We start from the raw sequence: 24,615 nt of genomic DNA, 5'->3' as shown, positions 1-24,615 counted from the left end.
ACGATCAACTGCGCGGCGATCAACCGGGATTGTGGTCGATCCGGGCGGCCGCGTCGGGCCACATCGGCGGGCACGCGAACCCCCGGATGGTCGCGACCTCGAAATGCCACCATTCGTTGGCGAATGTGCGGCAGAGACCCCAGCGGTACCCGTTCGTCTCCAGCCAGCGTGCCCCGGCGCGTGGGCCGACGTCGATGGCGTACCCGGTGACATGGGTTGATTCCTCTGGCGGCAACACCCAGCGTCGGGCGGCCGCGGGGCTGCCATAGGTGGCGATTCCTTCCCGCCACAACCGCCGCTGCTCGGCGACCGAACGCTTTCCCGACGTGATGCTCAACGGCACGCCTTGTGACTGTGCGGCAGTGGCGGCCTGGCGATAGGCGGTCGCCAGCGTCGGGTCCAGGCCTGCGGTGGTCGACGCGCTCGCAGGACTCCACCCGAACGTGGAGATCGCAAGCAACAGTGCGACGGCAAGAATCAGCCGCGCAATGTATGGCCGGCCATGAGAACGCATGCGCACAGTAAAGCCCGTCACCGCGGGATGTGGCCAACCGGCGCGTCAGGCCGACACTCTCAGCTGGGTCCGCAGGAAACGGAGGATGTGCGTCCACGCATCCCGTTGGGCGGCGGCCGTGGCTGCTGGACTCCCTCCCGAGATCAGCCCGGACGAGCGGTCGACGGTCGTCGGGATCGCCGGCGGCCGGATGAAATGTCCGACATCGTCGTAGATCCGCAGTTCATCCTGGGCGGCGAAGGGGTTGCGGGCGGCCTCGCGTCGATCGATGATCGCGGCGGCCATCGGGGCCGCGGGATAGCACCTGTCTGCGGTGCCCGCGATCACCAGCATGGGGCAGTCGATGTCCTCGACGCGCAGGGTCGCCTCCGCGACAGCTGACGCATCGCGGAGGCCGGCCTCGTACGCGCTGCTGGTGGCCAACGCCGTCGATGTCGGTGTGCGGGATATCCGTCGGCGGAGCTCGTTGCGCAGCACCTGTGGCAGTAGTCGCTCGGACTTGACCGGAACGTAGGGAAGATCCTCACCGCCGTGGGTGAGGGCGGACATCTTCTGCGGTGGTCCGTCGTCGCGCAGCGCCTGGAAGACGACATGACTCGGCGCGACCGCCACGACGGCACGGACCGCGGTGCCGGTGGTGATCAGGGTGGCCAGCGCTGTCTGGACCCCTACCGATCCGGCGTGCACGGCGACCGCGTCGCCGTCGACGTAGGGCAACTGCCGGAACGCCTCGATGCCGCCCGCGATGTCTTCGGTCGCGATGCGTGAGAAGGCGTCCGGGAGGCCGGGCTGCTGCGTGTAGTACAGCGTCGCGGTAACGTACCCGTGCGACGCGAGCAGGGCGGTCGTCGCTGCGATCGATCGTCCCACCATGGTTCCCGGCAACACCACGATCCCCGGAAGACACGGCTGATCATTGGGCGGACGATAGATCTGCAGGACCCACCCGTCGCCGGTGATGCGTTCGGTCCGCAAATCCAGCCCCCATCGCCGGGGCACGGTCTGCGTCGCCGAGTCATGAGCGGTGTTCGCGGTGATCGCGAATTCGATTTCCGTGGCGCAGTTCTCGAAGATCGCCGCAGGGCGGTCGACGGCCTTGTTCTGCATCGTCGCCCACGGCGAGTCGAGGTCGGGGATGTCGAGCCAGCCGCCGGGGCCCACCGCGTAGGACGCGCTCGACCGCCATGGCGCACCCGCCGCGTCCGCGGTCGACACGATGAGGTCGACGGTGTCCGCAGTAGTGCCCGACACCCGGAATCGCAGTGGCGAATCCACCAGGTCGCTCTCACCCGAGATATGAAGATCCATGATTTGCCCTCTCCCCCATCATCACTCGTCGCCAATGGTGTATTCCGACCGGTACAGGCCGGTACAGGCCGGAGCCACGGTGTCGAGGAGGGGCGATCTCCACGACACCGTGGTCCGGTCGGCACGCCTGGCTACTGCAGGGTGTATGTCGCCGCCATGTTCGGTGCGTCGCGGTAGACCCTGGCGATGACCTGCTCGCCCGGCTGTGAAGCCTTGGAGCCTGCGGTCCAGGTCATTCCCCACTGGTGCGCCAGCGAGGACACGTAGTGGTACGTGCTGCCGAATCGGTAGTTGTAGCTGTAGTCCACCGTCACCGAGAAATGGACGGGGTTCGTCGACCAGGCCCGTGCCACTGTCGTCTGGCCGGGCTGGAGTACCTGTGCGGGCCGGTCGATCCAGCGGTCGGGAGACGAACTGCCAGAGGAGGCGTCGGTGTACGGGTACGAGTTCAGCTGGAGCGGCCAACCGGTCTGGTTCTTGATCACGAGGGTCGCGTTCGCGCCGCCCGGCGGGAACGGTCGGGCGTCCGCTGGTGCGGACCCGACTGCGGTCAGCCCGGATACGAGTGCCACGGTCGCGACGATCAGAGCCAGCAGGTGCCGGCCTTTGGTGGTTCCCATCAGCGTTCTCCTTCTCGACTTCCCTGGGTGGGGTCTCGGCTACGGGACGTGCTCAGCCGATTCCTTTGAGCCTAGAAACGCCGGGGTCGGGTGATAAGTCCCAGTTGCGGGGGGACTTTCGGAGATTCGGATGTGTTCGTCGCCGGACACGACCTAATCACATGTCCCGTCCAGTGGGTCTGTGCGACAGTGGGATAGGCGAGAATGAAGCTTGCCGGGACCCTACACGGTGGTTGCGGGATCGATGATTGGGAGGTCGACGAATGGAAGCCGACGCAGTGGCGCGCGTGGGTGTCGTCGACGACCACCAGTCCACGGTCTGGGGTATCGAACGAATTCTGGACGGCCATTCGTGGCTCACTCTCGCCGGTGCGGCGCAGACGGTTCCCGAACTGCTCAGCGGCGACGGAGGTTTCGACCTGGTGATCCTGGATCTGCGCCTCACCGACGACAGTAGCCCGCAAGCCAATGTCGAACTGTTGCACACCAACGGCATTCACGTTCTGGTGTACACCTCGGGCGAATACCCCGATCTACTGCGCTCGGCAGCCAAGGCGGGAGTGCTCGGGATGATCCCCAAGTCGGCGCCGGAGGACATGGTGATTCGAGCGATCGAGGAAGCGGCACGGGGTGAACCCGTCCTCGGCACGGAGTGGGCTGCCGCCATCGACGCGGACCCAGACCTGAACGCGGTGCGGTTGAGTCCACAGTTGCAGCGCGTGCTGACCCTGTACGCCAACGGCGCGACGTCACGGTCCATCAGCGAGGCGATGAATGTTCAAATCGACACCGTCAACGAGTATCTGAAACGAATCCGGCAGAAGTACGCGTCGGCCGGCAGGCCGGCGAACACGAAACTCGACCTGTTCAAGCGAGCCCTGGAGGACGGGTGGGTATCGATGCCGCACCGTACGTCCGGGATGTGATGGAGGCGCAGACCGCAGACGGTGATCGAATTCTGCGGCTCCTGACCCGATTCGTCGGACTCGGGTATGCGGCCTACCTACTGGTGTCGATCCCGGAACTGGGTGCGGACGGTCAGATGGTCGACGGGTGGTGGACGCCGGTGGCCGTCGTCTTGGTCTTCGGCCCCGGGCTCGCGCTGATCGCGACCAGTTTCTCGACGATGCCCAGTTTCTCGAGAATGCGGGGTGCCACGGGCGTCGCGGCGTGCGCCGCCTTCGGCGGCTACGTGCTCGCCAATCTCTTGTGGCTGATCGCGTGGAACGGTGGGCACGTGATGTCGGCGAGGAGCACCTGGATGGTGATGTTCTCGGGTCTCGCCGGCCTGTCCGCGGCCCTGGTCGCCCCACCCGCGTGGGCGTTCGCGGGCCAGGTCGTGGCGTCGTTTCTCAGTGTCCTGACCAACCAGCTAGGACTCGTCGGGGTGGAGTCATTGGCCGCGCGGGTCGCCTACGAGACGGTGTGGGCGGTGGCCTTCAGCTCGGTGTTTGTCGCCGCAGCACTGCTCACGGTCCGCACCGCGCACCTGCTCGACGCCACGCGCCGCGACGTGGAGCGACAAGCGGTGGCCGATGCGGCGCGGGTGGCGCGCGACGAGGAACGAGCACGTTTCGACGCACTGGTGCACGACCGCGTCCTGGCCACCCTTCTCCAAGCGCATCGGACACCGGATGATCCGCGTGTCGGATCTCATGCCCGCGATGCGCTGACCGAACTGGATCGGCTGGCGCACCAGCTCGCCGTTGAAGAAGCGGTTGGGATCGACGCCCTGCAGCGGCGGCTTCGTCGTGTGTGTGCAGAGCACGCCGTGCAGCCGGAGATCCACACCGACGGCGACGTGGCCGGCGCGCGGTATCCCGCACATGTCGTCGGAGAGATGCTCGCCGCCGCCGCCGAGGCATTGCGCAACAGCTCATTGCACGCCGCCGGGGCGACCCAGGAGGTGACCGCATGGCTGGCACCGCGGGCTCTGCGATTGGTCATCGCCGATACCGGGCCCGGGTTCGATTCGCGGCGGCGTGAGAGCGGCCGGCTCGGTCTGGACTTCAGCATCACTCGACGCATGCAGCGACTTCGTGGTGGCCGATCCGTGGTGACCAGTGCGGTCGACGCCGGTACCACCGTCGAACTCGAGTGGCGCTCGTGATGCCGACGTCGCCCGTCGACCAGGATGATCCGGGCCGTGGCTCGGATCCGGTCCATGACCTTCTCGGTATGCATTCACGCGGCGCTCGCACGGTCGCGTACGGATTCTTCGCGGCCGGCTGTCTGCTGACCTTCGGGTCGCTGAAGTCCGGTGTGGGGGTCGCCGCGGCGGTTGTTCCGCTCGCGCTGCTCGCCGTCGGCGGCGCGGTGCTCCTGCGGACCCACGGCGACCCACTCCCTCGCCGCGCCACCGTCGTGGTCGCGATCGTCCCGATCGTGCAGGCCATCGCGATGCTGCCCGCCCTGCCGGTGCCCATCAACCAGCCGCTGCAGGCCGCGGTGGCCTTCGGTGGCGGCACGGTCCTGTGTGCCTTTCTGTGTGTGCGTGGACGTGTGGCGGCGTCGTGGACGAGTCAGGCGATCGTGTTCGCGGTGGCGGCGGCGTGGGCGCTGCGCACCGGAGGCGGTCTCGACCAGGCCGTTGGACAGTTGCTGTCCAGCACCGGCTTGATGGTCTCGGCGACTCTGTTCGCGTGGCTGGTGCGACCCGCCGCCGCGACCATCTATCGGCTGCGCGCTGCCCAGACCCGTCAGCTGGCCGAGCGTGCCGCCGCCGACGCGGTCCGCACCGAGCGGGCGACGCAAAAGGCTCGGCTCGATGAACTGGCTCGCCCGCTGCTCGTCACCATCGCCGAGGACGGTGGTCTGACCGGCGGTGACGTCGAACACGCACGTCTCCTCGAGGCGCGGCTGCGCGACGGGATCCGGGCACGTGCTCTCGATGTCCGGCAGGTGACTCGATCGACCTGGGCGGCACGGGCGCGCGGCGTCGACGTCCGGCTCCTCGACGACAGTCGCAGCGGGCCAACGGATGCGGACGAGGCGACGATGGCCGGACTCCACGCGGAGATCGTCACCCACCTCGACCGGGCCGTCGACGGACAGATCACCATCCGACTCCAGCCTCCGGGCCGGACGTCTCTGGCCACGATCACCACCATCACCGCCGACGGCGTGAGCATCCACGAGATCGCGGCCGCCGGTGCGGCCGAGGCCACCGCCGGAGCGGAGAACGGCATCTAGACCGGCAGCCGCGCCCCGCTCGAGCGGCGCAGATCCGAGAACGCCTGAATCGAGGTGGACATCGCGGTCGCCACCGGACGCGCATCGGCCCCTTCGGTTTTCGACACCATCACGACGTTGTCGATGTACGGCTGGATCGTGCTGGTGTTCTGCACGGTCGCAACGATGATCAGCTGGAAGCCGAACTTCCGGAACGCCGACAGGGCCTGTTGCGCGAATTGCGGATCCGACTTGGAGAAGGCTTCGTCGAGCATCAGCTGGGCGAAGATCGGACGGTTGTCATGACCGTTGGGACTCGCCAGGTTGAAGCTCAGCGCGCCCGCGAGACAGAACGCCATCAGCTTTTCCTGCTCGCCACCGGAGTTGTCGCCGGCGTTACTGTAGGTCCGAATGGTCTCGCCGCTGTCGGCGTCGTGCTCCTCGCAATAGAAGTCGAAGCGATTGCGCACGTCGAGTGCGTCCCGAGTCCATTGCCGGTCCTCGGGCGTGGCACCCGCCAGCCGTTCGCGCAGGAGCAGGATGTCGGCATACTGCTCCAGGATCGCCTGCTCGTCACCGAAACCCACCGCCGCCGCCCGGCCCGAGATCTGCCGCGCCTTCTCGCTCAGTTCGGCGACCGCAGCCAGGTGTTTGCGGCCCGGATGCAATCGCAGTCGGGTTCCTCGGTTGAATGCGACGGCACCCAGACCGCTGTTGACACGTTCGATCTGCTCGACGATGCGGCGCTCCTCCGCGTCGGCGGCCATGTGCAGGTTGAGGATTGCGCCCGGTGCCTGCTCGGTGATGAGCCGGCGCATCCGCTCGTAGGCAGATGGGAGTTCCCGCTCGTCGATCCGTCGGCACAGCGACACATAGTCGTGGATGCGCTCGTCGAAATCGTCGCTGTCGTTGGGGATGGCGTCCGGGAACTCTTCGTCGTATCGGTCGAGGATGCGGGCCAGTTCGTCACGCGAACGCCTTGTGTCCGAACGCATTCGATCGCGGTCGCGGGACACGACCTTCACCAGCTCCTGCCGGTACGACTCGGGCGCGAGCACGTCGAGCGTGGCGGCCGACTCCTCGCGGAATCCGTCGAGGGACGTCTGCGCCTGCGGCGCAATCGGTTCCGGCTTCAGGCGATCGATCAGATCGAGCAGTTGGGTGCGGCGCCGATCGTGAGTCGCGATCTTGTCGCGCACCAGGGCGGCCTGGGAGATCGCGGCACGCACCTGCTCCCAGATGTCCTCGGCCTTGCGCTGCAGCGCCTCGACATCGGGGTGCTCTTCCATCAGCAGGTCGTACTGCTCGGCCAGCTGATCCACCCGATCGTCGGCGGAATCGAGGTCGATTTCGCTCCACTGGGTGAACTGCTCGCAGAGTCTGCGGTAGGAATCGCGGCGCTGTTCACGCGACGTTCGTTCGCCGTCGAGCGTCGCACTGGCCTCGCGCGCCTGGTCGTAGGCGTGCTGTTCGGCGTCGAGTTCCTCTTGCAGCGCTGCGATCTTGGCGTCGACATTGCCGACGAACACGTACTGTGAGGGTCGCAGCGCTTGGCGGTCGTCCTTGACGGCCAGCTTCGCCGAGTCCTTGCGCAGACCACGATCGGTCACCGCTTTGGTGTGGTCGCCGAAGTCGGCGGTCGACTCGACGCATGCGTAATTGCCGAGGCGGGCAAGGATGGACAGCGCTTCCGACGAGCACGGGTGCGCCGGGTCGACGGCCCGCAAGGTGGCGCCGAGGGTGCCGGCCTCGGGGGTCGGCGGTCGACGATCCTCGGCATGGTGCAGCTGAATCCGTCCACGCATGTCGTGGTTGTTGACGAACCGAAGTGCTGCCCGGAAATGCTTGTCGGGAACGAGAAGTCGCAAGCCTGCCGAGCGCAGCACCTTCTCCACGGCCAGCCGCCAGCGCTCCTGGTCGGGATCGAGTTCGACGAGTTCGGCGACGTAACGCAATTCGGATTCGTCGATGCCCAGCGCGGTGGCGAGCACCCGCCGCATCTCGTGCTCGGCGCGCGGAAGGGCCGAACCGGCCTGCTGCACCCGGGTGAGTTCGTCGGCCACCGCATCACGCTGGGTACGCGCAGCCACCTCGCGTGCCAGGGTCTCGGCAAAATGCGCCTTGCCGGCCTCGAGTTGGCCCTCGATGTGGGTGGCGTCCTCCATCAGGGTCTCGCGCAGAGACCAGAATTCCTCGGCGTCGTTGGGCGGTGAGAAACCGAGCGCGGTCACCTTGTGCTCGTAGCTCGCCCGCCGGATCGAGGCCTCGTTGCTCACCTTCTGGGCGGTCGCGAGTTGCTCTTGCAGCGGGGCGAGGTCACCGGTCGACGTCGCGATCCGCGACAGGAGATGCGAGTGGTCTTGCCGGAGTTGGTCGTGCTGGGCGGTGAGGGCCGCCAAATCGCCGTCGAGCCTTGCAATCTGATCGTCGAGGTCGCTGACTTCGGGCGTCGCGTTGTGGAGGCGGAGGTTGTTCACGTACGAACGCACCGTCGTGGGATCGATCGTGTCGAGGACGCTGAACGTCGCAGCCTCGGCGACATAGCGTTCCTGGACGGTTTCGATGTTGGCGAGGATGGTGCGTTTGCGCCGGGCCACATCGAGCAGTTCTCGTGCCTCGACGAGCGGGTCGATCTGTTCAAGGGCGTCTTTGATGCCCGCGATGCTGGTCGGTTCGTCGAGCATGAACTCGCGAACGAACTGCGCCAGACCGCCAACACTCTTGAGTGACTTCGCTTTTCCGAGGAGCTGCTGGGCCGCCTCGGACGCGCGGATCCCGATGAGCGAGTACAGGGTGGCAAGGTATTTACCCTCGCCGGGCCCACCTCGCCAGCCTTGTTCACGGAACCGGGCCGAATTGTGATTGCCGGTCGCCCAGGCGTTGCACACCTCGGCGATGTCGGTGTCACCGTCGTGGATGTAATAGGCGCTGTGCGCGTCGGTCATCTTTCCGGCCGCCAGCCACTTGAGCACCAGTCCGGTGATCGCCGCACCCGACGTCGACGTGTAGGTCACCGCGATGGCGGCCCAGGCCGGTCCGGCGCCGCGCAGGTACATGATCTCGCGGGCCGCGTTGGCGCTGTCGCGGCGTTCACCCCACGCGCCACGCACGTACTTGCCGACGGTGCGCCGCCCGCTCGACGAACCGGCAGCGGTGGCGTCGCCGGACGCGTTGAAGTTGCGCCGGTGATCGGGCAGGAAGGCCAGCGAAATCGCATCCAACAGAGACGATTTGCCGCTGCCCGACGACCCGGTGATCAGTGATCCGTTGGGGCTGAACGGAATCGAGTGGTACCCGTCGAAGACACCCCAGTTGATCAACTGGAGCCGGGACAGGGAGTACTGGTCGACGGGTTGGTTCACCAATCGTCTCCTTCGTCGTCCTCGTCGGAATCGAGTGCGATGACCTGCGTCCCGGCCTCATCGACCGACTGGTCGTCGTCGCCGGTGTCGCCCGCGGAGATGAACTGCTCGAACTGCCGCTGCAGATCGGTGATCACCGACGCGGTCATCACGGCGGAGATGACCGGGCTGACGGTGAACGTGTCGGGATCGTCGCGGTTCTTGCGCAAGAACTCGAGTTCTTCGAGTTTGTCGATGGCGTGCTCGATGCGCTTGTCGAACAGCGCGAGATCACGATCGATCGTGTTGCTGACTCCTGCGAACAGTTCATGGATTTCTTCGCGCGTGATCATGATGTGCTCATCGCGCGCGGCACGAGCGTACTTCGCCAGGTGCAGCGCGAGTATGGCGTCGTAGGTCTGTATCGTCTCCCGCTTGAGAATCCTTCTGCCCCAACGTGAATCATATCCAGCCTGCTCGACGAAGGCGACCTGCAGTTCGTCCACTATGCGCAACCGCAGGTCGAGTTCGGACAGCCGCACCCGCAGAGCATCGGAGTACTCGGAAACCCAGGCCCAGAGTTGTGGATGTCGGTCGCCACTGACATATCGCCTCGTCACCAGGTTCTGCAGCGCCCAGCAGGCGCGGTCGGGCAATTCGCTGCGATCGCCGTCGAACCGAGGGTGGCGCGGCCGCAGATCGTCGGCCGGTCCAGTCGCCGCGGCGGGTAGGTCGTCGTAGCCGGCGAATTCGTCGGCGTCCGGTGCACCGTCATCGGTGGTTGTTGTCATAGCGCGTCGACCTCCGCGGTCGGAATCGGTTCGGTGAACATCAGGGCCGGGACCTCGATCGCCTGGTCCTCCCCCTGCAGGGAGCGGAATCGGAGCGCAACGGACTCATGTGCGTTGTTGCCGGGCTGTTTGAGCGCCCACGACCACAGGACGATGACGTGCGCCAGGTACGGCTCGTTCAGCCGTGCAAGCACCTCCGACAGTGTCACCGGGCCGTCGAGGACCGCGTTGTTGACCGTCTCGGTGAGTTCGACGGTGTCGACCTGGCCGGCGAGCGACGCGAAGGAGGAGAGGTCGGCGTCGCCACCGGCGGGCAGGGCGGGCGCCGGCGGATCGGGATGGCGGACCTCGAAGGCGAGTCGGCCGACCGACGACACCGCAGGTGTGGCCAGCGGCATCTCGTAGCCGATGCGGCGATCCGACAGGGACGCCTTCAGCAGTTCGTTTGCGGTGGCGATCGCGTCGTTGAGTTGTCGGGCCACGCCGCGACTCTGTTCGAGTGTGCCCGAGGCCACGAACCTGCGGATGCGCCGCGCGCAGCGCTGACGGGTGCGCCCGACCTCACCCATCTGTTGGGTGACCAACCCGAAGAAGTTGTCCATCACCGACCGCAGCCCGGTGTCGATGCCCGGCAGGTGGTCGGTGACCGTCTCGATGTCGGAGATCAGCCGCGCCCGCTGCTCGGGATCCTGGATCATCTGGCTGAACGCGTGGTACGACGCACTCTGCGACGACTCCAGAAGTGCCTCGTAGTCGTCGAACATCTGACGTTGTCTATCGCGGTAGGCGAGGTCGGAATCGTTCGGGTCGTCGAGCAGTTGGGTGGTGATGCGATCGAGCATGCTGCCGTACTGGCCGATGTCGGTGATCACCTGCTCCATCTGGTAGGCGATTGCTCGCGCTTCGTCCTCGGCGCTCCGCAGATCCGGGGCTCGTCGGTGGCCGGCGTCGAGGTCGGCGAGTTCGGCGTCGAGTTCTTCGATCTGGTGGGTGATCTCGTCGCGGATGTGGTCGGGATCGTCGGAGACCTGACCAGCGACCCGTCGGAGGCCCGCGGCGATGCCGTTGATGGAGCCGCCGGTCGCGACACTGTCTTCACGACGCAGCCGGCGCACATAGTCCAACACCGATCGAGCGTCGGTCGAGAGGTAGCAGAGGTTCGGGGCGCCATCGGTGGCGTTGTCGGTCACCCGGTGCAGCCATCCCTGCTTGGCCCACAGCTTGATCAGATCCAGGCCGTTCGGGGTGTCGGCGGCGCCCAGCTCGGCAACGTCGCGTTCGAGCCGGACGGCGAGATCGGTCTCGGCCAGGCGTGCGCCGAAGTCGAGATGCCGCTCCATCAAGGTGACGTACAGGGCCGAGTTGGCGGCGGCGAAGAGCCGGACCGCGGCCGAACGCTGGATCGACCTGTTGGCCTCCCACACCTCGGCAAGCGTCGCCGGGCCGGCGTCGCTGAGCTCAGTACCGTTCATCGCAGCCCTCGGAGGTGTTGGCGGTATTCCCAGAATGAGGACCCCCAGAAGGAGGACCCGAGGTAGTCTGCCACGCTCACCGATCACGACGAAATGTCGGTCCACATGGCCTACCGTTTTTCCATGCAAAGGAATTCGAGGTTGATCGTCGCCGTGCTGGTTGCGACCGCGGCGGCTGCAGCCGGATGCGCCACTGACGACACCGGCTCCACCCCGTCGTCGGTCAGAACGGAGATTTCCACGACGGTCATGACGACCACCGTCACGTCGCCACCGTCGTCGCCGAGCACATCGACGCAGGCCGTGAGCGGCTACGTCGGCACGCTGGTACCGACCCGTGGAGGCACCGAGACGACGACCTTCGACGTCAATCTGCCGCAGGTGACCGGCGGGCAGGCGCCCGTCCGAGAGCGGTTCAACACCGGGATGCGTTCGGCGCTCACCGACGTGGTCAACCAGTTGTCTGACGCCACGGTCTCCGACGGCACCTTGCTCGGTGACGAGCGCAGTCGCGTGACCACGACAACGCAGCAGGTGGTGGCCGGTGTGGCGATCTTCTCCACCTATGGCCGTGGAGCCGCCCACCCCAACAACACGGTCGCGACGATCACGATCAATGCCGACACCGCGCAGCCGATTCTCCTCTCCGAGGTCTTCACCGATCAGAACGCGGCTGCCGCACGTCTGGCCGCGTCGGTCAACCGGATCGACAGCCGGGCCAACCCGGTCGCCGCAGACATCAACAACTTCGCGAACTGGGTGCCTTTGCAGTCGGGTTTTCATGTCTACGTTCCGGTGAGTCACGCCGCCGGTGACTACCTGCCGGTGACCGTGCCGTGGAACGAGATCGCAGACCTCATGAAGCCCGGTATGCAGGTAGTTCTGGCCGGCTGAGAATTTCTTTTCGAGATTGTGTAACGCCGCGTCGAGGTGCGCCGATGTACTCGATGGTTCCCGGTGAGTCAGTCAGACCCCCGACCCGACTGGCTCGCCGGGACCGCCAACCTCGTCCCGGTGTCGTCTCGATCTGCGAAGGTTGACGCGTGGCAATCTCCGGCGCGCACATCATCGTCTTCAGTTCTGACCCCGACGCGGATCGGGAATTCTTCACCGACGTGCTGGAGTATCCCCATGTCGACGCCGGCCACGGCTGGCTCATCTTCAAACTTCCGCCGGCCGAACTCGCGGTACATCCCAGTGACACCTCCACCGCACATGAGCTGTATCTGACGTGCGACGACCTCGAGGAGACCACGGCGTCCCTTCGGGCTCGGGGCGTGACGCTCGACGAGGCCACCGACGAACCGTGGGGCCGGCTGACCGGATTCGTTCTGCCGGGCGGAAGCAAGGTCGGTCTCTATCAGCCGTTCCACCCGCGGGCGACCGAACTCGACTGAGGCGTCGCTCGCCCTCACCCATCACGGGTGTTCCGATCTACAGTTGAGTCATGGTTATGGCAGACCGCCCCGAGGTTCAGACGGCGTCCGCGCCGGTCACCGCCCTGGCTGTGGTGGGATTGGCGCAATCGATGCTGAACGGACTGGCGCAGGTCCCGTTCCGCCAACCCTGGCGCGGCCCGGCCGGCCTCCTCGACAACATCGGCCAGTCGGTGACGCGACAGACCATTCGGTCCTTCATGGGCTATTCGATGGGACTACCCATCGACGAGTTCCGCTCGATGGAGAAGATCCTCGACGACATCTGCCAGTGGGTTATGCCCCCATTCATCGCGTTGACCGACGGTGTGGAGATCACCGCGGACACTGTCGGCGGCGTTCCGGGTCTGTGGTGTCGTGCCAAGGCCAGTTCCGATGCCTACGTCGACGACCCCGCTGACAAGCAGGAGATCGGGGCGACGATCCTCTACCTCCACGGCGGGGGTTACATCGGTACGTCACCCATCATGTACTCGGCGTTCGCCGCCTCGCTGGTCAAGGCCACCGGAAACGAGGTGTTCATCGCCGACTACCGGATGGCACCCGAATTCCCCTTCCCCGCAGGCGTTCTCGACGCCGCGGACGTGTTCCGCGGCCTGCTCGACCGTGGTGTGTCGCCGGATCACCTTGTGGTGGCGGGTGATTCGGGCGGTGGCGGACTCGCCGCGTCTCTGGTGTCGTACCTGCACGCACATGATCTTCCGATGCCCGCCGCGGTTGCGCTGTTCTCGCCGGAGGTCGACCTCGATCTCGATCATCCGTCGGTCACCGAGAACGCACATCTCGACATCCTCCCCTGGAACGTCCCGGTCACCCCGTATCTGCAAGGCGTGCAACCCAATGACGCGCGGGTCTCGATCGTCGACGACCCCGACCCGGACTGGTTTCCGCCGACCTTCGTGTGCTGGGGTGCCGACGAGATGTTCCGCGACGGGATCCGGCTGTTCGTCGAACGACTCGAAGGTGCCGGAGTGCAGGTCTATGCCATGGAGGAGTACGGCATGTTCCACGTCTTTCCGATCCTCATGCCGTGGGCCGAGTCATCGAGACGGGTGTTCCGTGCGCTCGAGGAACTCTCCACACGGCATGTCAAACCCGACCTCGCTGCCGAGCAGACGCACTGAACTGCGCTCCTCGCACCTCGGCTTGGATCCGTGGAAGGCAGAGCTGGGCCCGAAATTCCGCTGTCTGAGGTGAGTTGGGCCGGTCTGCGTCCTTGCGGTCATCGTTCGACACGCTTCCACGGATCCGGGCTGAGGCCGGCGTGAGTAAGCATTTGCCGCCTCGGCGAGCGTGCGGCCATCTCGTTCGATCACACGTTGACGTCGAAGCCGAGGTCGACGTCGCAGGCGGCCTGTCCGCCGCGAATCCCCCAGTTCTCGGTGGACGCTTCGCGCACCAGGATGGTGATGTGGTCGCTCGGAATGCCCAGGGCGCCCAGACGAGTGACGATTTCGCGGTAGAGGTTGCGCTTGGCCTCTACCGACCGGCCGGCGAAACAGTCGATCGTCACCAGTGTGTACAGCTCGGGTGATGCGAGGCCGGGTGAGTACGAGAACCGGTGCGGCTCGTGCGCGATGAGCCGTACGTGCTTGTCGCTCTGCGGGATTCGGAAAGCCGCGACCAGTGCGTCGTGGACGGCGTCGATCATCGCGGCTTCGTGGTCAGGAGAGCATTCGCGTCGGGTCTCGATCAGTGAGCTGGGCATGACGACATCGTGTCACGCCGTCGGATGATCCTGAACTCGATTTTCGGCGGCGGCGCGCGAGTGGCAGACCAGCATCCGATCTGCGCCGCGCTGGAACTCGTAGTCAACCGGCCGGATCTCGGTGTCGATGTGCTCGCCGTCAAGAGCCTCGAGCAGAGCGGCGACGTCCGGGGCCGGCGTCGAACCCGATGCCACCAGCGGGAATACGCGCACCTCGCCGGAGCTGACGCGGCACATCTCGCGAAGGGCCTCGAGGTGAAAGCGCTCATCGAGTTTGTCGGCATGGCTGAACAGCAGATGCGACGACACCACGAGACCGAAACTGGCGTCGTCGAACGGCAAGTCGGGCAACGAGCCTGCGACGTAGCGCTCGGGATGAGCGGTGATGTCGTCGACGAATCGCCGGCACGCCAGCATTCGTCGGGCCAGGTGGTCGTCGGGGTCGCGGTAGAAGCTCCACTGGTAGTCGTCGTGATGGCGGCGGACGAACTCGTTGCCGCGCAGTGTCTCTGACCGGGTCAGCGCGTCGAGCGTGGCGGGGTGCTCGGCATATCTCGGGTCGCAAGCTGTGGCGTCTCCCCCGGCCGCATTGACCTCGGCGGTGAATGCGGAAGCACCTGCTGCGCAGTCGAGTACAGGCAATGCGAGGTCTGCGTCTGTCAGCGAGAACATCGCGCGATACTCGCCGAGCGGTCGGGCGGTGATCAGGATGTCATCGATCATGACCACTCACTGTGGTTGCCCCACGCCGTTGGACGTGAGCAAGGTGACGAGTTGGTCGGCAAGGCGATCTTCGCTGACGTCCACGTCGTCGTTGAGCCATGCGGCGATAGCCTGCGCGACCCCACCGACCAGGAAGTGGGAGATCAGCGGCGGCTTGCCGTGTTCGTCGGGACGAAACCGGTCGCCCGACTGCGCGCTGAACAGCGCGACGAACGCCGCGGTCGACTCGAACCGCTTGGCCACGATCACATCGTTGGTCTGATGCCGCCCGAACAGCATCTCGCCGATGCGTCGATCACCGGCGATGGTGCGGATCAGTTGGGTCACACCCACACGCGTTCCTGCGCGGAATGTGCTGCTCGCGAGCGCACCCTGCACCTCGTCGATTACCTGTGCCATCGCCCAGTCGTACACCGCGGCAGCGAAGACGTCCTTGTCGGCGAAGCTCTCGTAGAAGTACCGCTGGGCCAGCCCCGAGCGCCGACAGATCACGCGAAGTGTGAGGTCGTCGTCTCCGCGTGGATCGCCGAGAATGTCGAGACCGGCCTCCAACAGCCTGCTTCGACGCTGCGCCACACGCTCGTCGACCTCCACGCCGCTGTACACGCGGCCGCCTTTGGCACCCATCGTGATGAGTGTGGCAGATCGGGCCGCGATCACGAGGATCGTTTCGACCTCGGCGCGGACGGTCTAGCCTCGGAAGACATGTGCGCCGACCGTCGGACATCGTCTGCCTACCTCGTCGACCGATCCGGCACGCGATACGAGCTGACCGATCCGCGGTGGCGAGGGGCGGACGGGTCGCCCCTCGCTGTGAGCCGGCTGCCTGGCCTCACGTCCGCGGACATCGTCGTCGGTGAACGATCGTTGTGGCGCTACGCCCCGGTGATCCCGGTGGACCAGCGTCACCGAATCAGCTTGGGAGAAGGCGCTACTCCCATGCCCCTGCTCGATTGGGGTGAGCATCGCGTGCACTTCAAGCTGGAATGGTTCAATCCGACAGCGAGCTTCAAGGATCGTGGTGTCTCGGTGATGATGTCGCATCTGCGCTCGCAGGGTGCGCAGGCCGTGTTGGAGGACTCGTCGGGTAATGGTGGTTCGTCGGTGGCCGCCTATGCGGCAGCAGCGGGTGTGCACGCGACCATCCTGGTGCCAGAGGCGACCTCGGCGTCAAAGGTGGTCCAGGCGCGGGCGCATGGCGCCGAACTCGTGTTCGTCTCGGGAACCCGCGACGACGTCGGTGACGAGGCCATCCGGCGTTCGGCTCGCATCCCCTATGCCAGCCACAACTGGCATCCCATGTTCGTGCAGGGCGTGAAGACAATCGGCTATGAGATCTGGGAGGCATTGGGATTCACCGCTCCCGACAACATCGTCGTCGTGGCCGGCTCGGGAAACCTCGTTCTCGGCTGCGACCTCGCGTTCACCGAACTGCTGTCGGCGGGTGCCATCGATCGTCGACCGCGACTGCTCGTCGGACAACCACGCGACTGGGCCGCGATCGCCGACACCGTGAATCGAATTCACCAGACCGGGCAGCGGGCCCCGACGATCGCCGAGGGCGCCGCGATCGCTCGTCCGGTGCGGTTGCCCGAGGTCGTCGCAGCCATCGGAAGGTCTGCGGGGGCCGCCGTCGCGGTGACCGAGGATGAAATCGTGTCTGCGCTGCGCGCTCTCGCATCGCATGGTCTCTTTGTGGAGCCGACGAGTGCGGTCGCCGCAGCGGCGCTCGACCGCTTCATTTCCGACGGAATCATCCGGCGTTCGGAGACGACCGTGGTGGTGCTGACCGGCACAGGTGCGAAGACATCGGACCGGATCGCCGCTGTCGTGGGATGACGCCGCCCTTGTCCACGAGATGAGAGCGCCCTAGAATCTAGTCAATTAATTGACTACTAGGAGTTGGCTCAGATGCATCCTTTCCGTGCGGCGGTCGAGAGTGGCGACACGCAGGCCATGGCCGACCTACTGGCCGATGACGTTGTCTTCACCAGCCCGGTCGCGTTCAAGCCCTACCCCGGCAAGACCATCACCGCCGCGATCCTGCGCGGCGTCATGCGCGTCTTCGAGGACTTCCGCTACATACGGGAGATCGCCGACCCGGACGGGCGCAACCATGCGCTGATCTTCGAGACCGTCGTGAGTGGTCGCACGATCACCGGCTGCGACTTCCTGCACGTCGACGACGAGGGCAAGATCGACGACTTCATGGTGATGGTCCGGCCGCTGTCGGGCGCCTCGGCGCTGGCCGAAGCGATGGGTGCGCAGTTCGAACGGATCCAGGCCGAGGCGGCGGAAGAGATCGCGGCAAACGCAGGCTGAGCGTCGCGCTGCCGATTGGGGTGCGTCAACGATCGATCGGCACCGCGACGGCGGCCCGTGCGGCAAGCACCCCGGCCGCCCGCCGGTACCACGCGGCGTTCTCGCGTTCGAACACGCTGCCGCGAAGGCCAGTCAGGTAGGGCCCGACTCGCCGACCCTCCGCGAGGAAGCGGTCCTCGGACATCTCCCCGCGGAGCTTGCGCAACAACCCCTCGATGAACTCGGCCTTGGCCAGGGACGCCTCGGCGCGCTGGTGCAGATGCTCGATGAGCGGTCCGGGGTCACCCACATCGCTGGCGTACACCCGAACCAGCAGCTCGTCTCGGATGAAGGTCGGCTTGGAGGTGTTGCCGACGAAGTCCTCGAGTTCGGCGCGACCCGCGTCGGTGATAGTGAAGATGCGCTTGTTGGGGCGTCGTTCCTGGATGACTTCACGGCCGACGATGAGCCCGCCGGTCTCGAGCCGGCCGAGTTCGGCATAGAGCTGCTGGGGGGTGGCAAACCAGTAACTCGCCACCGAGACATCGAAGTTCTTGGCCAACTGATAGCCCGTCGCGTCGGCGTCGAGCAACGCGGCCAGGACGGCATGGCGCAAGGACATGCGTGCCTCCGTTCGTCGAAATCCGTCGTCTTTAGTCAATAATATGACTATTCACCCCTTGATCCAATCGCGTGCGCGGCGTAGTTTCGCCCGCAGGCGGATGCCACACGGTCGAAAGGGTGAGTGATGAAATTCGGTCTGCAACTCGGTTACTGGGGCGCGCAGCCTCCCACCAACCACGGTCAACTCGTGGCAGCGGCCGAGGCGTCCGGTTTCGACAGCGTGTTCACCGCCGAGGCGTGGGGTTCGGATGCCTACACTCCCCTGGCCTGGTGGGGTTCGTCCACGCAGCGGGTTCGACTGGGAACGTCGGTATTGCAACTCTCGGCGCGCACGCCGACCGCCTGCGCGATGGCGGCACTGACGCTCGATCACCTCTCCGGCGGGCGTCACATCGTGGGCCTCGGGGTCTCCGGCCCGCAGGTCGTCGAAGGCTGGTACGGACAGCGCTTCGCCAAACCGCTCGCGCGCACCCGGGAGTACATCGACATCATGCGGCAGGTGTGGGCGCGCGAAGCGCCGGTCACCAGCGACGGACCCCATTACCCGCTGCCGTTGGGCGGACCCGAGGCCAGCGGACTCGGCAAACCCCTCAAGCCGATCACCCATCCCCGTCGCGCCGACATCCCGGTGATGCTCGGGGCCGAGGGACCCAAGAACATCGCGCTCGCCGCCGAGATCGCCGACGGGTGGCTGCCGCTCTTCTACACGCCGCGCATGGCCGACACCTACAACGAGTGGCTCGACGACGGATTCGCCCGCGCCGGCGCCCGCCGTTCGCGGGCCGACTTCGAGATCTGCGCGACCGCCCAGATCGTGATCACCGACGACAAGGCGGCCACGTACGCCGCCATCAAGCCGTTCCTCGCGCTGTACATGGGTGGCATGGGCAGTGAGGACACCAACTTTCACGCCGAGGTCTACCGTCGCATGGGCTACGGCGAGGTCGTCGACGAGGTCACCGCACTGTTCCGCAGCGACCGCAAAGACCAAGCGGCCCAGATCATCCCGGACGAGGTGGTGGACGACTCCGCAATCGTCGGCGACGCCGAACATGTGCGCACTCAGATCGGCGTGTGGGAGAAGGCGGGTGTGACCACGATGCTCGTCTCGCCCGGAAGCGTCGAGCAGGTCCAACAACTCGCCGCACTACTCGACTGACGGGGGTCGACTGACGGGGGTCGGCCGCGTAGATACAGCCGCACCGATCGTGCTGGACGGCTGTGCCTGTTGGATAGACTCGAATGGCCAGCGCAATCGCCTATGGCGCCGACGACGTGCATCGACTTCGGACCGAGTCCGTTGGGCTGTCGCCGGCGGTCGATTGCCGCAAACGTCGCCGGAGGTGTCGCCAGATGGGTCTGCTCAGTGCTCCGCTGTGGTTCGCAAATGTGGCCACGGGTGCCGCACTCATGGGTGGGGAGGCCGCGGTCAAGGCGGGGCGCACCGTGTCCCGATCTCTCGTCGACGCAGCGGGTGAACAAATCACCGGGCTGACCGACCTCGCCCGCGGCGCCACCGCGGTGGTGGGCGAGGCGCTGACCGCATCGCCGGCCCGACGAATGAGTTCCCGCGGCGAGGTGCGCTGGATCGAGGTGCGCGGCCTCGATGGTGACGACCCAGACGCGTTGGCGCGCGCAGTGATCGATGCGGTCGCCGACACTGCCGGAGTTCGCGATGTGGTGTTGAATCGGGCAACCGCTCGCATGGTCGTCGTGGTCGACCGGGGGGGCCCGAGTGCGCAAGCGCTGGGCACGATCCTCGACACCGCAGAGCACGGGGTGATCGCCGACCGGAGGCGGTTGCCGGCGACGCTCCCCGGTGACGACGCGGCCCTCGGCGCGCGACTGCTCAGTTCCACGGTGGCAACCGCCGGCCTGGTGGTCGGGACCACGGCGTCGCTTCTGGGCGCACCGGGATCATTCCGCTTCCTCGCCGCCCCGGTTTCTTTGTCGCACCACACACCGGCGATCCGAAACCGCGTCACCGAATTGTTGGGCCCCGAGGCGTCGGAGTTGGTCTTCGCGTTGATCGGTACGTCGGTCGGCGTACTGCGCGTCTCGCCGACCGGGTTGTTCGCCGACGCGACCACGCGCGCCATGCTTGCGGCCGAGGCAGTCAACGGGCGCCGAACGTGGAACCGATTGGAGCACAACCTCACTCGTCAGGCATTCAAGACCGCCGACGAGCCCGGGACGCGGCCGCGAACACGATCGCTGCACACCAGCGGTGTCAGCGACGGTTATGCGAACAAGGCAGCCGCGGTCGGTGTGGGTGCCGCCGCGCTCGTCGGCGTCATGTCGGGCAGCGCCGACATGGCCACCGACACCGTGCTGACGGCGATGCCGAAACCCGTTCGGAGCGTGCGTCAGTCGTTCGCGTGCGCACTGTCCCGAGGCCTGTCGGGCCGACACGGCGCACTCGTGATGCATCCGTCGGTGCTGCGGCACCTCGACACCGTGGACACGGTGCTGATCGACCCCCGCGTGCTCTACACCGACGAATTGACGGTCACGCAGATCAACGGACTGGACGGCGATTTCCGGGCGCGGGCGTGGGAAGCCGCACGCGCCGCACTCGACGACGGACTGTTGACTCCCGGCCTCCACCCACTCGACGAGATCCCCGGAGCAGGCGGAACCGGCACCGCGTTGGTCAGTCCACTCCGCGACCCGCTCTCCTCGGCGGTGGTCACCGAGGCCCGACGGGTGGGCGCGCGCATCGTCTCGCTCGACGACCCCGGACTGCGTTCTCTCGGACAGGGTTTCGACGAGCTTCTCCATGCCGCCGGACCCGTCGACGACGCCCTCCGCCGGGCGCTGGCCACTCTCCACGATCGAGGCGCGACGGTCGCTTTCGTCACCGGCGCCACCGATATGGCGACCGCCGATGCGGAGGTCGTGGTCGGGGTCTGGCACCGGGACGCGCCCCCACCTTGGGGTGCCGACATATTTGTCCCCGACCTGGGCGGTGTGTGGCGTTTCCTGCACGCCCTCCCGGTCGCCAAGACGGCGGCGAACAAGGGAGTCCAACTGTCGGTCTCGGGTTCGGTGATCGGCGCGATCATGCTGCTGCCCGACGTGGTGGGCAGCGGACCGGCGTCGGTCAATCTTGCTGCCGTAGGGGCGCTGTGGACCGGATTCCGCTTGGGTTCGGGAGTATTCGACGAGTCGCTGCCGATACCGGAGCTGGGCCACGATTGGCATGCACTTCCGGTGAGTGAGGTCGCCCGGCTGCTCCCGCGTCCCGCACCGGACCAACCGATTCAGGAACGGCTGAGCGGTCTCACCTCGGTGTCGGTGGTCAAACCGGTCACCAACCGTGTGGCGGCGGTCTGGCGGACGGCCTCAGAGTTCGTCGGAGCGATCCGTGGGGACCTCGACGATCCGATCACCCCGATCCTCGCCACCGGTGCGGCGGCCACCGCCCTCCTCGGCTCACCGCTCGACGCGGGCCTCGTCTTCGCGGTCCTGCTGCTCAACACCGCGATCTCCGCCGAGCAGGAACTCCACGCCGAGCGCATCCTCGACGAACTGCTGGCCGTCCAGGAACCGCTCGCCAGACGCCTCGTCGGCCCCGGAACCGGCGATCGCGAGGAACAGGTCCCGGCGAGTCGGCTGCGTCCGGGCGACCTCATCGCCGTCGGCCCCGGAGAGGTGGTCCCGGCGGACGGACGGATCGTCCGAGCCGACGCATTGGAAGTAGACGAATCCGCGTTGACCGGCGAGTCGTTGCCGGTGAGCAAGTCATCCGAGCCGACACCCGGTGCGCCACTTGCGGAACGGACGGGTTCGCTGTACGCGGGAACGGTCGTCATCGCGGGACGAGGCGTCGCCATCGTGACGTCGATCGGAGCCTCCACCCAGATGAGCCGTGCGACCGCGATGACCGCACGGAAGTCCCGCAAGGTCGGGTTGGCCGCCCAGCTGTCGAAGATCACCGGTCAGGCCTTGCCATGGAGCATCGCCGGGGGCGGCGCCGTCGGATTGCTCAGCCTGCTGCGCGGCACCCCGCTGCACGATGCCGTCGCAGGCGGCGTCGCCATCGCGGTTGCAGCGGTTCCCGAGGGATTGCCCTTGGTGACCACCCTCGCTCAGCTCGCCGCGGCACGGCAGCTCACCAGTTCACATGTGCTCATCCGCAATCCACAGGCGATCGAGGCATTCGCACGGCTGGACGTGGTGTGTTTCGACAAGACCGGGACGCTCAGTGAGAACAAGCTGCGGGTGCGTGAGGTCGGTTCGGTGGACGGCGTCGAGGACGACGCTGTGCTCGCGGCCGCGGTGCACACGATCCCGCCACCGAGAGGTGAGCATTCGGTGCACGCCACGGACGAAGCGATCCGGGTGGCCGGGCTCGACATCGGAGTGCAGACCGGTGGCACCGATGCGAATCTCCTCTTCCAGTCGGATCGTCCGTACGCGGCCGCGATCATCGGTACGACGTTGTCGATCAAGGGTGCACCCGAAGCGATCACCGCCGCGTTGCGTCCGGGTGAGGCGTCGTTGATCGAGGTCATCGACGAGATGACCGCCGCAGGACTTCGAGTGCTGGCGGTCGCCGAGCGCGAGCTGACCCCCGAGCAGGCACAGGCCGCTCGGGCCGATCCCGACGTGTTCACGCAACTCTGCTCGGAGGACCTCCGCGCCCTGGGGGCGGTCGGGATCGCCGACACGGCGCGGCCCACGTCTCGTGGCCTCATCGAAGAACTGCAGCGACGTGACATCGGTGTCCGCCTGATCACCGGTGACCACCCGGTGACCGCGATGGTGATCGCGCGAGACCTCGGGATGGCGCTGAAACCCGACGAGGTCATGACCGGAACCGCGTGGGAGGCCCTCACCAGCGATGGGCAGATCGCTGCGGTACAGCGTTACCGAGTGTTCGCGCGGATGGCCCCCGAACACAAGGTTCAGGTGGTGCAGGCGCTCGAGGCTGCCGACCTGGTGACTGCGATGGTCGGTGACGGCGCCAACGACGCCGCAGCGATCCGGGCGGCCACCGTCGGGGTCGGCATCGTCTCGAGCGGCAGCGACCCGGCCCGCACCGCGGCCGACGTCTTGCTACTCGACGGCCAGATCGGCGCCTTCATCGACGCGATCGATGAAGGGCACCAGCTGTGGCGTCGGGTCCAGGCCGCGGTGTCGATGCTGGTGGGACACAATCTCGGTGAGGTCAGCTTTGCGCTGATCACCAGTACGGTGACGGGCAAGCCCGCCATGTCGGCGCGTCAGATCCTGCTCATCAACATGCTCACCGATGCGCTGCCGGCAGCGGCTCTCGCGGTGAGCCCCCAGGTCGGCGACGGTCTCGCGGACTTCGACGAGGCAGCGCTCTGGCGGGCCATCTACACTCACGGCGCGTCGACGGCGGTCGGTGCCACGCTCTCGTGGCTGCTCGCACGACCGGGCGGGACGCCGCAGCGGGCAGCCACCGTCGGCTTGGCCGGCCTGGTGCTCACCCAGTTGACCCAGATCGTCGACGAATCGCACGGCAAGCTGGTCGTGATGACCAGCGTGGGCACGTTCATCCTGATGGCGGGCGTGATCACGACCCCGGGTCTGAGCTCCCTGTTCGGGTGCACGCCCCTCGGGCCGGTCGGATGGGGTCAGGCGCTCACCGGAGCGGGCGCCGCCATGGTGGTGTCCAAGATCGCCCCGGACGTCCTCGAACGGATGGGGCAGCAGGCGCGTAGTCGCGCAGAGTCACTCGTCGTCGATGACGAGGACACCGGCGCGAACGAGCAGCGCGTAAACTTCGCGGATCGGCGGCGTGAGCACACGAACGCCGGCGGCGAGCAACGTGTCCGGGCCGATGGCACGGCCGATCTCGGTCATGCAGGACAGCCTAACCGAACAAGCGGTGGAAGTCAGTACCCCGTGCCCGAATGGAGAGAAGATTTGTTGGAAGCGACGCGGTCGTTCGTCGACTCACACCGCGACGTCTCGAAGTTGGTCGCCGAGGCGGAACGCTTCGCTGTGCAGGTGCCGGTCCTCGGACGGATCTCTGTGCCCTCCCCCGACCAGCTTGCGTTCTACGGTGCGCTCGGTCTACTGGCGGTGCTCGAGGTGATCGATTGGCCGGTGGCACTCGCGGTCGGCGTCGGGCATGCGGCAACGACGCGCCATCTCGAACAGCGCGTCGAAGAGGCCGAAGCCGAGGTCGAAGAAGTGGCCGCCGAGGTGGAAGAGGTTGTCGCACAACTTCCCCCGGGTGCGCTGAAACAATTGACCGCAACGCGTGTCGAGACGGTGGCGGCGACGAAGGCACCGGCAAAGAAGGCTGCAGCGAAGAAGGTTGCAGTGAAGAAGGTTGCGGCCAAGAAGTCTCCCGCAAAGAAGGCAGCCGCCAAGGCACCGGCCAAGAAGGCAGCACCGGCCAAGGCGGCCGCCAAGAAGGCGGCAGCGAAGAAGGCGGCAGCGAAGAAGGCGGTGCCGGCGAAAACCGCTGCAAGGAAGGCACCGGCAAAGAAGGCTGCTGCAACAAAGGCTGGGGCGCAGAAGGCAACCGTCGCCAAGAAGACCGTCGCGAAGAAGGCGCCGGCCAAGAAAGCGGCAAGGTCGACCACGCACAGCAACGTTGCGGAGAACTGATCCCAAGATCTGGGT

21 protein-coding genes are annotated in these 24,615 nt (G+C 66.5%); 10 read left to right on the top strand and 11 right to left on the bottom strand.

Annotation, left to right across the window (positions count from 1 at the left end; genetic code table 11):
- Window positions 1-19: 19 nt before the first annotated feature.
- The 3 genes from ABZW74_RS01940 to ABZW74_RS01930 form a co-directional block, all read right to left on the bottom strand.
- Window positions 20-514, bottom strand: a complete 495-nt coding sequence (locus ABZW74_RS01940) for a M15 family metallopeptidase (protein WP_240857236.1) — start codon at window positions 512-514, stop codon at window positions 20-22.
- A gap of 45 nt (window positions 515-559) precedes the next feature.
- Window positions 560-1,822 carry an acyl-CoA thioester hydrolase/BAAT C-terminal domain-containing protein gene (locus ABZW74_RS01935; RefSeq protein ID WP_240857237.1) on the bottom strand — a complete coding sequence of 421 codons (1,263 nt, stop codon included), beginning with the start codon at window positions 1,820-1,822 and terminating at the stop codon, window positions 560-562.
- 131 nt (window positions 1,823-1,953) lie between these two features.
- A complete protein-coding gene (locus tag ABZW74_RS01930) occupies window positions 1,954-2,442 on the bottom strand; it encodes a hypothetical protein (protein WP_355273353.1) in 489 nt (162 codons plus the stop codon).
- Between the two features lie 263 nt (window positions 2,443-2,705).
- On the opposite strand from ABZW74_RS01930, the gene ABZW74_RS01925 reads away from it, so the two are divergent.
- Genes ABZW74_RS01925 through ABZW74_RS01915 form a run of 3 tightly spaced genes read left to right on the top strand, consistent with a single transcriptional unit; the run spans window position 2,706 to window position 5,634 of the window.
- A complete protein-coding gene (locus tag ABZW74_RS01925; RefSeq protein WP_240857239.1) occupies window positions 2,706-3,368 on the top strand; it encodes a response regulator transcription factor in 663 nt (220 codons plus the stop codon).
- Entirely contained in the window at window positions 3,332-4,552 is a 1,221-nt protein-coding gene (locus tag ABZW74_RS01920; protein ID WP_240857240.1) for an ATP-binding protein, read from the top strand. The genes ABZW74_RS01925 and ABZW74_RS01920 overlap by 37 nt, the downstream gene beginning before the upstream one ends.
- Complete coding sequence (locus ABZW74_RS01915) at window positions 4,552-5,634, top strand: hypothetical protein (protein WP_240857241.1); 1,083 nt, start codon at window positions 4,552-4,554, stop codon at window positions 5,632-5,634. Before ABZW74_RS01920 ends, ABZW74_RS01915 begins: the two co-directional genes overlap by 1 nt.
- Here ABZW74_RS01915 and ABZW74_RS01910 read toward each other — a convergent pair.
- The 4 genes from ABZW74_RS01910 to ABZW74_RS01895 form a co-directional block, all read right to left on the bottom strand.
- Complete coding sequence (locus ABZW74_RS01910; protein WP_240857242.1) at window positions 5,631-8,975, bottom strand: SbcC/MukB-like Walker B domain-containing protein; 3,345 nt, start codon at window positions 8,973-8,975, stop codon at window positions 5,631-5,633. The genes ABZW74_RS01915 and ABZW74_RS01910 overlap by 4 nt on opposite strands.
- A complete protein-coding gene (locus tag ABZW74_RS01905) occupies window positions 8,972-9,745 on the bottom strand; it encodes a DUF4194 domain-containing protein (RefSeq protein WP_240857243.1) in 774 nt (257 codons plus the stop codon). Before ABZW74_RS01905 ends, ABZW74_RS01910 begins: the two co-directional genes overlap by 4 nt.
- Window positions 9,742-11,217, bottom strand: a complete 1,476-nt coding sequence (locus ABZW74_RS01900) for a DUF3375 domain-containing protein (protein ID WP_355273346.1) — start codon at window positions 11,215-11,217, stop codon at window positions 9,742-9,744. Before ABZW74_RS01900 ends, ABZW74_RS01905 begins: the two co-directional genes overlap by 4 nt.
- 110 nt (window positions 11,218-11,327) lie before the next feature.
- Complete coding sequence (locus ABZW74_RS01895; RefSeq protein ID WP_240857245.1) at window positions 11,328-11,468, bottom strand: hypothetical protein; 141 nt, start codon at window positions 11,466-11,468, stop codon at window positions 11,328-11,330.
- On the opposite strand from ABZW74_RS01895, the gene ABZW74_RS01890 reads away from it, so the two are divergent.
- From ABZW74_RS01890 to ABZW74_RS01880, 3 genes are all read left to right on the top strand, one after another.
- Window positions 11,467-12,111, top strand: a complete 645-nt coding sequence (locus tag ABZW74_RS01890) for a hypothetical protein (protein ID WP_240857246.1) — start codon at window positions 11,467-11,469, stop codon at window positions 12,109-12,111. The two genes, ABZW74_RS01895 and ABZW74_RS01890, sit on opposite strands and share 2 nt — an antisense overlap.
- Before the next feature lie 149 nt (window positions 12,112-12,260).
- Window positions 12,261-12,614, top strand: coding sequence for a VOC family protein (locus ABZW74_RS01885; RefSeq protein WP_240857247.1), 354 nt, complete (start codon window positions 12,261-12,263; stop codon window positions 12,612-12,614).
- Window positions 12,615-12,664: 50 nt separating this feature from the next.
- Entirely contained in the window at window positions 12,665-13,777 is a 1,113-nt protein-coding gene (locus tag ABZW74_RS01880; RefSeq protein WP_240857248.1) for an alpha/beta hydrolase fold domain-containing protein, read from the top strand.
- A gap of 188 nt (window positions 13,778-13,965) precedes the next feature.
- On the opposite strand, the gene ABZW74_RS01875 is transcribed toward ABZW74_RS01880, so the two are convergent.
- From ABZW74_RS01875 to ABZW74_RS01865, 3 genes are read right to left on the bottom strand one after another with little or no spacing between them, the layout of a single operon-like run.
- Window positions 13,966-14,361, bottom strand: a complete 396-nt coding sequence (locus ABZW74_RS01875; protein WP_240857249.1) for a tautomerase family protein — start codon at window positions 14,359-14,361, stop codon at window positions 13,966-13,968.
- 12 nt (window positions 14,362-14,373) lie between these two features.
- Window positions 14,374-15,084: a class I SAM-dependent methyltransferase gene (locus ABZW74_RS01870; RefSeq protein ID WP_240857250.1), complete on the bottom strand. Its 711-nt coding sequence runs from the start codon at window positions 15,082-15,084 to the stop codon at window positions 14,374-14,376.
- 6 nt (window positions 15,085-15,090) lie between these two features.
- The gene (locus ABZW74_RS01865; RefSeq protein WP_355273339.1) at window positions 15,091-15,711 is read right to left on the bottom strand and encodes a TetR/AcrR family transcriptional regulator; all 621 of its coding nucleotides are present in this window, start codon (window positions 15,709-15,711) and stop codon (window positions 15,091-15,093) included.
- 78 nt (window positions 15,712-15,789) lie between these two features.
- Between ABZW74_RS01865 and ABZW74_RS01860 the strand changes: the two genes are divergently transcribed.
- Both ABZW74_RS01860 and ABZW74_RS01855 read left to right on the top strand, forming a co-directional pair.
- Window positions 15,790-16,923: a pyridoxal-phosphate dependent enzyme gene (locus tag ABZW74_RS01860; RefSeq protein ID WP_355273336.1), complete on the top strand. Its 1,134-nt coding sequence runs from the start codon at window positions 15,790-15,792 to the stop codon at window positions 16,921-16,923.
- A 72-nt stretch (window positions 16,924-16,995) separates the two neighbouring features.
- The gene (locus tag ABZW74_RS01855; protein ID WP_355273333.1) at window positions 16,996-17,406 is read left to right on the top strand and encodes a nuclear transport factor 2 family protein; all 411 of its coding nucleotides are present in this window, start codon (window positions 16,996-16,998) and stop codon (window positions 17,404-17,406) included.
- Between the two features lie 25 nt (window positions 17,407-17,431).
- Here ABZW74_RS01855 and ABZW74_RS01850 read toward each other — a convergent pair whose 3' ends face one another.
- The gene (locus tag ABZW74_RS01850) at window positions 17,432-18,007 is read right to left on the bottom strand and encodes a PadR family transcriptional regulator (protein ID WP_240857254.1); all 576 of its coding nucleotides are present in this window, start codon (window positions 18,005-18,007) and stop codon (window positions 17,432-17,434) included.
- Window positions 18,008-18,133: 126 nt separating this feature from the next.
- Between ABZW74_RS01850 and ABZW74_RS01845 the strand changes: the two genes are divergently transcribed.
- Together ABZW74_RS01845 and ABZW74_RS01840 are read left to right on the top strand one after the other, a co-directional pair.
- Window positions 18,134-19,168 (top strand): LLM class F420-dependent oxidoreductase, encoded by a 1,035-nt coding sequence (locus tag ABZW74_RS01845; protein ID WP_355273330.1) that lies wholly within the window; start codon window positions 18,134-18,136, stop codon window positions 19,166-19,168.
- Between the two features lie 83 nt (window positions 19,169-19,251).
- The gene (locus tag ABZW74_RS01840) at window positions 19,252-24,600 is read left to right on the top strand and encodes a cation-translocating P-type ATPase (RefSeq protein WP_355273327.1); all 5,349 of its coding nucleotides are present in this window, start codon (window positions 19,252-19,254) and stop codon (window positions 24,598-24,600) included.
- The last annotated feature ends 15 nt before the right edge of the window (window positions 24,601-24,615 follow it).

The sequence above is a fragment of the Gordonia sp. NPDC003585 genome (assembly GCF_040610755.1).
In the GTDB taxonomy this organism is placed as follows: domain Bacteria; phylum Actinomycetota; class Actinomycetes; order Mycobacteriales; family Mycobacteriaceae; genus Gordonia.
The sequence above is the reverse complement of the archived record's forward strand: the minus strand, read 5'-3'. Positions and strand labels throughout refer to the sequence as shown.

Excerpts from the sequence above, each read along its gene's own strand:
- ABZW74_RS01865 (WP_355273339.1), bottom strand. The coding sequence starts at position 15,711 with ATGGGTGCCAAAGGCGGCCGCGTGTACAGCGGCGTGGAGGTCGACGAG.
- ABZW74_RS01905 (WP_240857243.1), bottom strand. The coding sequence starts at position 9,745 with ATGACAACAACCACCGATGACGGTGCACCGGACGCCGACGAATTCGCC.
- ABZW74_RS01860 (WP_355273336.1), top strand. The coding sequence starts at position 15,790 with ATGTGCGCCGACCGTCGGACATCGTCTGCCTACCTCGTCGACCGATCC.
- ABZW74_RS01855 (WP_355273333.1), top strand. The coding sequence starts at position 16,996 with ATGCATCCTTTCCGTGCGGCGGTCGAGAGTGGCGACACGCAGGCCATG.
- ABZW74_RS01880 (WP_240857248.1), top strand. The coding sequence starts at position 12,665 with ATGGTTATGGCAGACCGCCCCGAGGTTCAGACGGCGTCCGCGCCGGTC.
- ABZW74_RS01930 (WP_355273353.1), bottom strand. The coding sequence starts at position 2,442 with ATGGGAACCACCAAAGGCCGGCACCTGCTGGCTCTGATCGTCGCGACC.
- ABZW74_RS01845 (WP_355273330.1), top strand. The coding sequence starts at position 18,134 with ATGAAATTCGGTCTGCAACTCGGTTACTGGGGCGCGCAGCCTCCCACC.
- ABZW74_RS01935 (WP_240857237.1), bottom strand. The coding sequence starts at position 1,822 with ATGGATCTTCATATCTCGGGTGAGAGCGACCTGGTGGATTCGCCACTG.
- ABZW74_RS01925 (WP_240857239.1), top strand. The coding sequence starts at position 2,706 with ATGGAAGCCGACGCAGTGGCGCGCGTGGGTGTCGTCGACGACCACCAG.
- ABZW74_RS01840 (WP_355273327.1), top strand. The coding sequence starts at position 19,252 with ATGGCCAGCGCAATCGCCTATGGCGCCGACGACGTGCATCGACTTCGG.
- ABZW74_RS01915 (WP_240857241.1), top strand. The coding sequence starts at position 4,552 with ATGCCGACGTCGCCCGTCGACCAGGATGATCCGGGCCGTGGCTCGGAT.
- ABZW74_RS01895 (WP_240857245.1), bottom strand. The coding sequence starts at position 11,468 with ATGACCGTCGTGGAAATCTCCGTTCTGACCGACGACGGGGTGGAGCCG.
- ABZW74_RS01850 (WP_240857254.1), bottom strand. The coding sequence starts at position 18,007 with ATGTCCTTGCGCCATGCCGTCCTGGCCGCGTTGCTCGACGCCGACGCG.
- ABZW74_RS01940 (WP_240857236.1), bottom strand. The coding sequence starts at position 514 with ATGCGTTCTCATGGCCGGCCATACATTGCGCGGCTGATTCTTGCCGTC.
- ABZW74_RS01875 (WP_240857249.1), bottom strand. The coding sequence starts at position 14,361 with ATGCCCAGCTCACTGATCGAGACCCGACGCGAATGCTCTCCTGACCAC.
- ABZW74_RS01890 (WP_240857246.1), top strand. The coding sequence starts at position 11,467 with ATGACGACCACCGTCACGTCGCCACCGTCGTCGCCGAGCACATCGACG.
- ABZW74_RS01870 (WP_240857250.1), bottom strand. The coding sequence starts at position 15,084 with ATGATCGATGACATCCTGATCACCGCCCGACCGCTCGGCGAGTATCGC.
- ABZW74_RS01900 (WP_355273346.1), bottom strand. The coding sequence starts at position 11,217 with ATGAACGGTACTGAGCTCAGCGACGCCGGCCCGGCGACGCTTGCCGAG.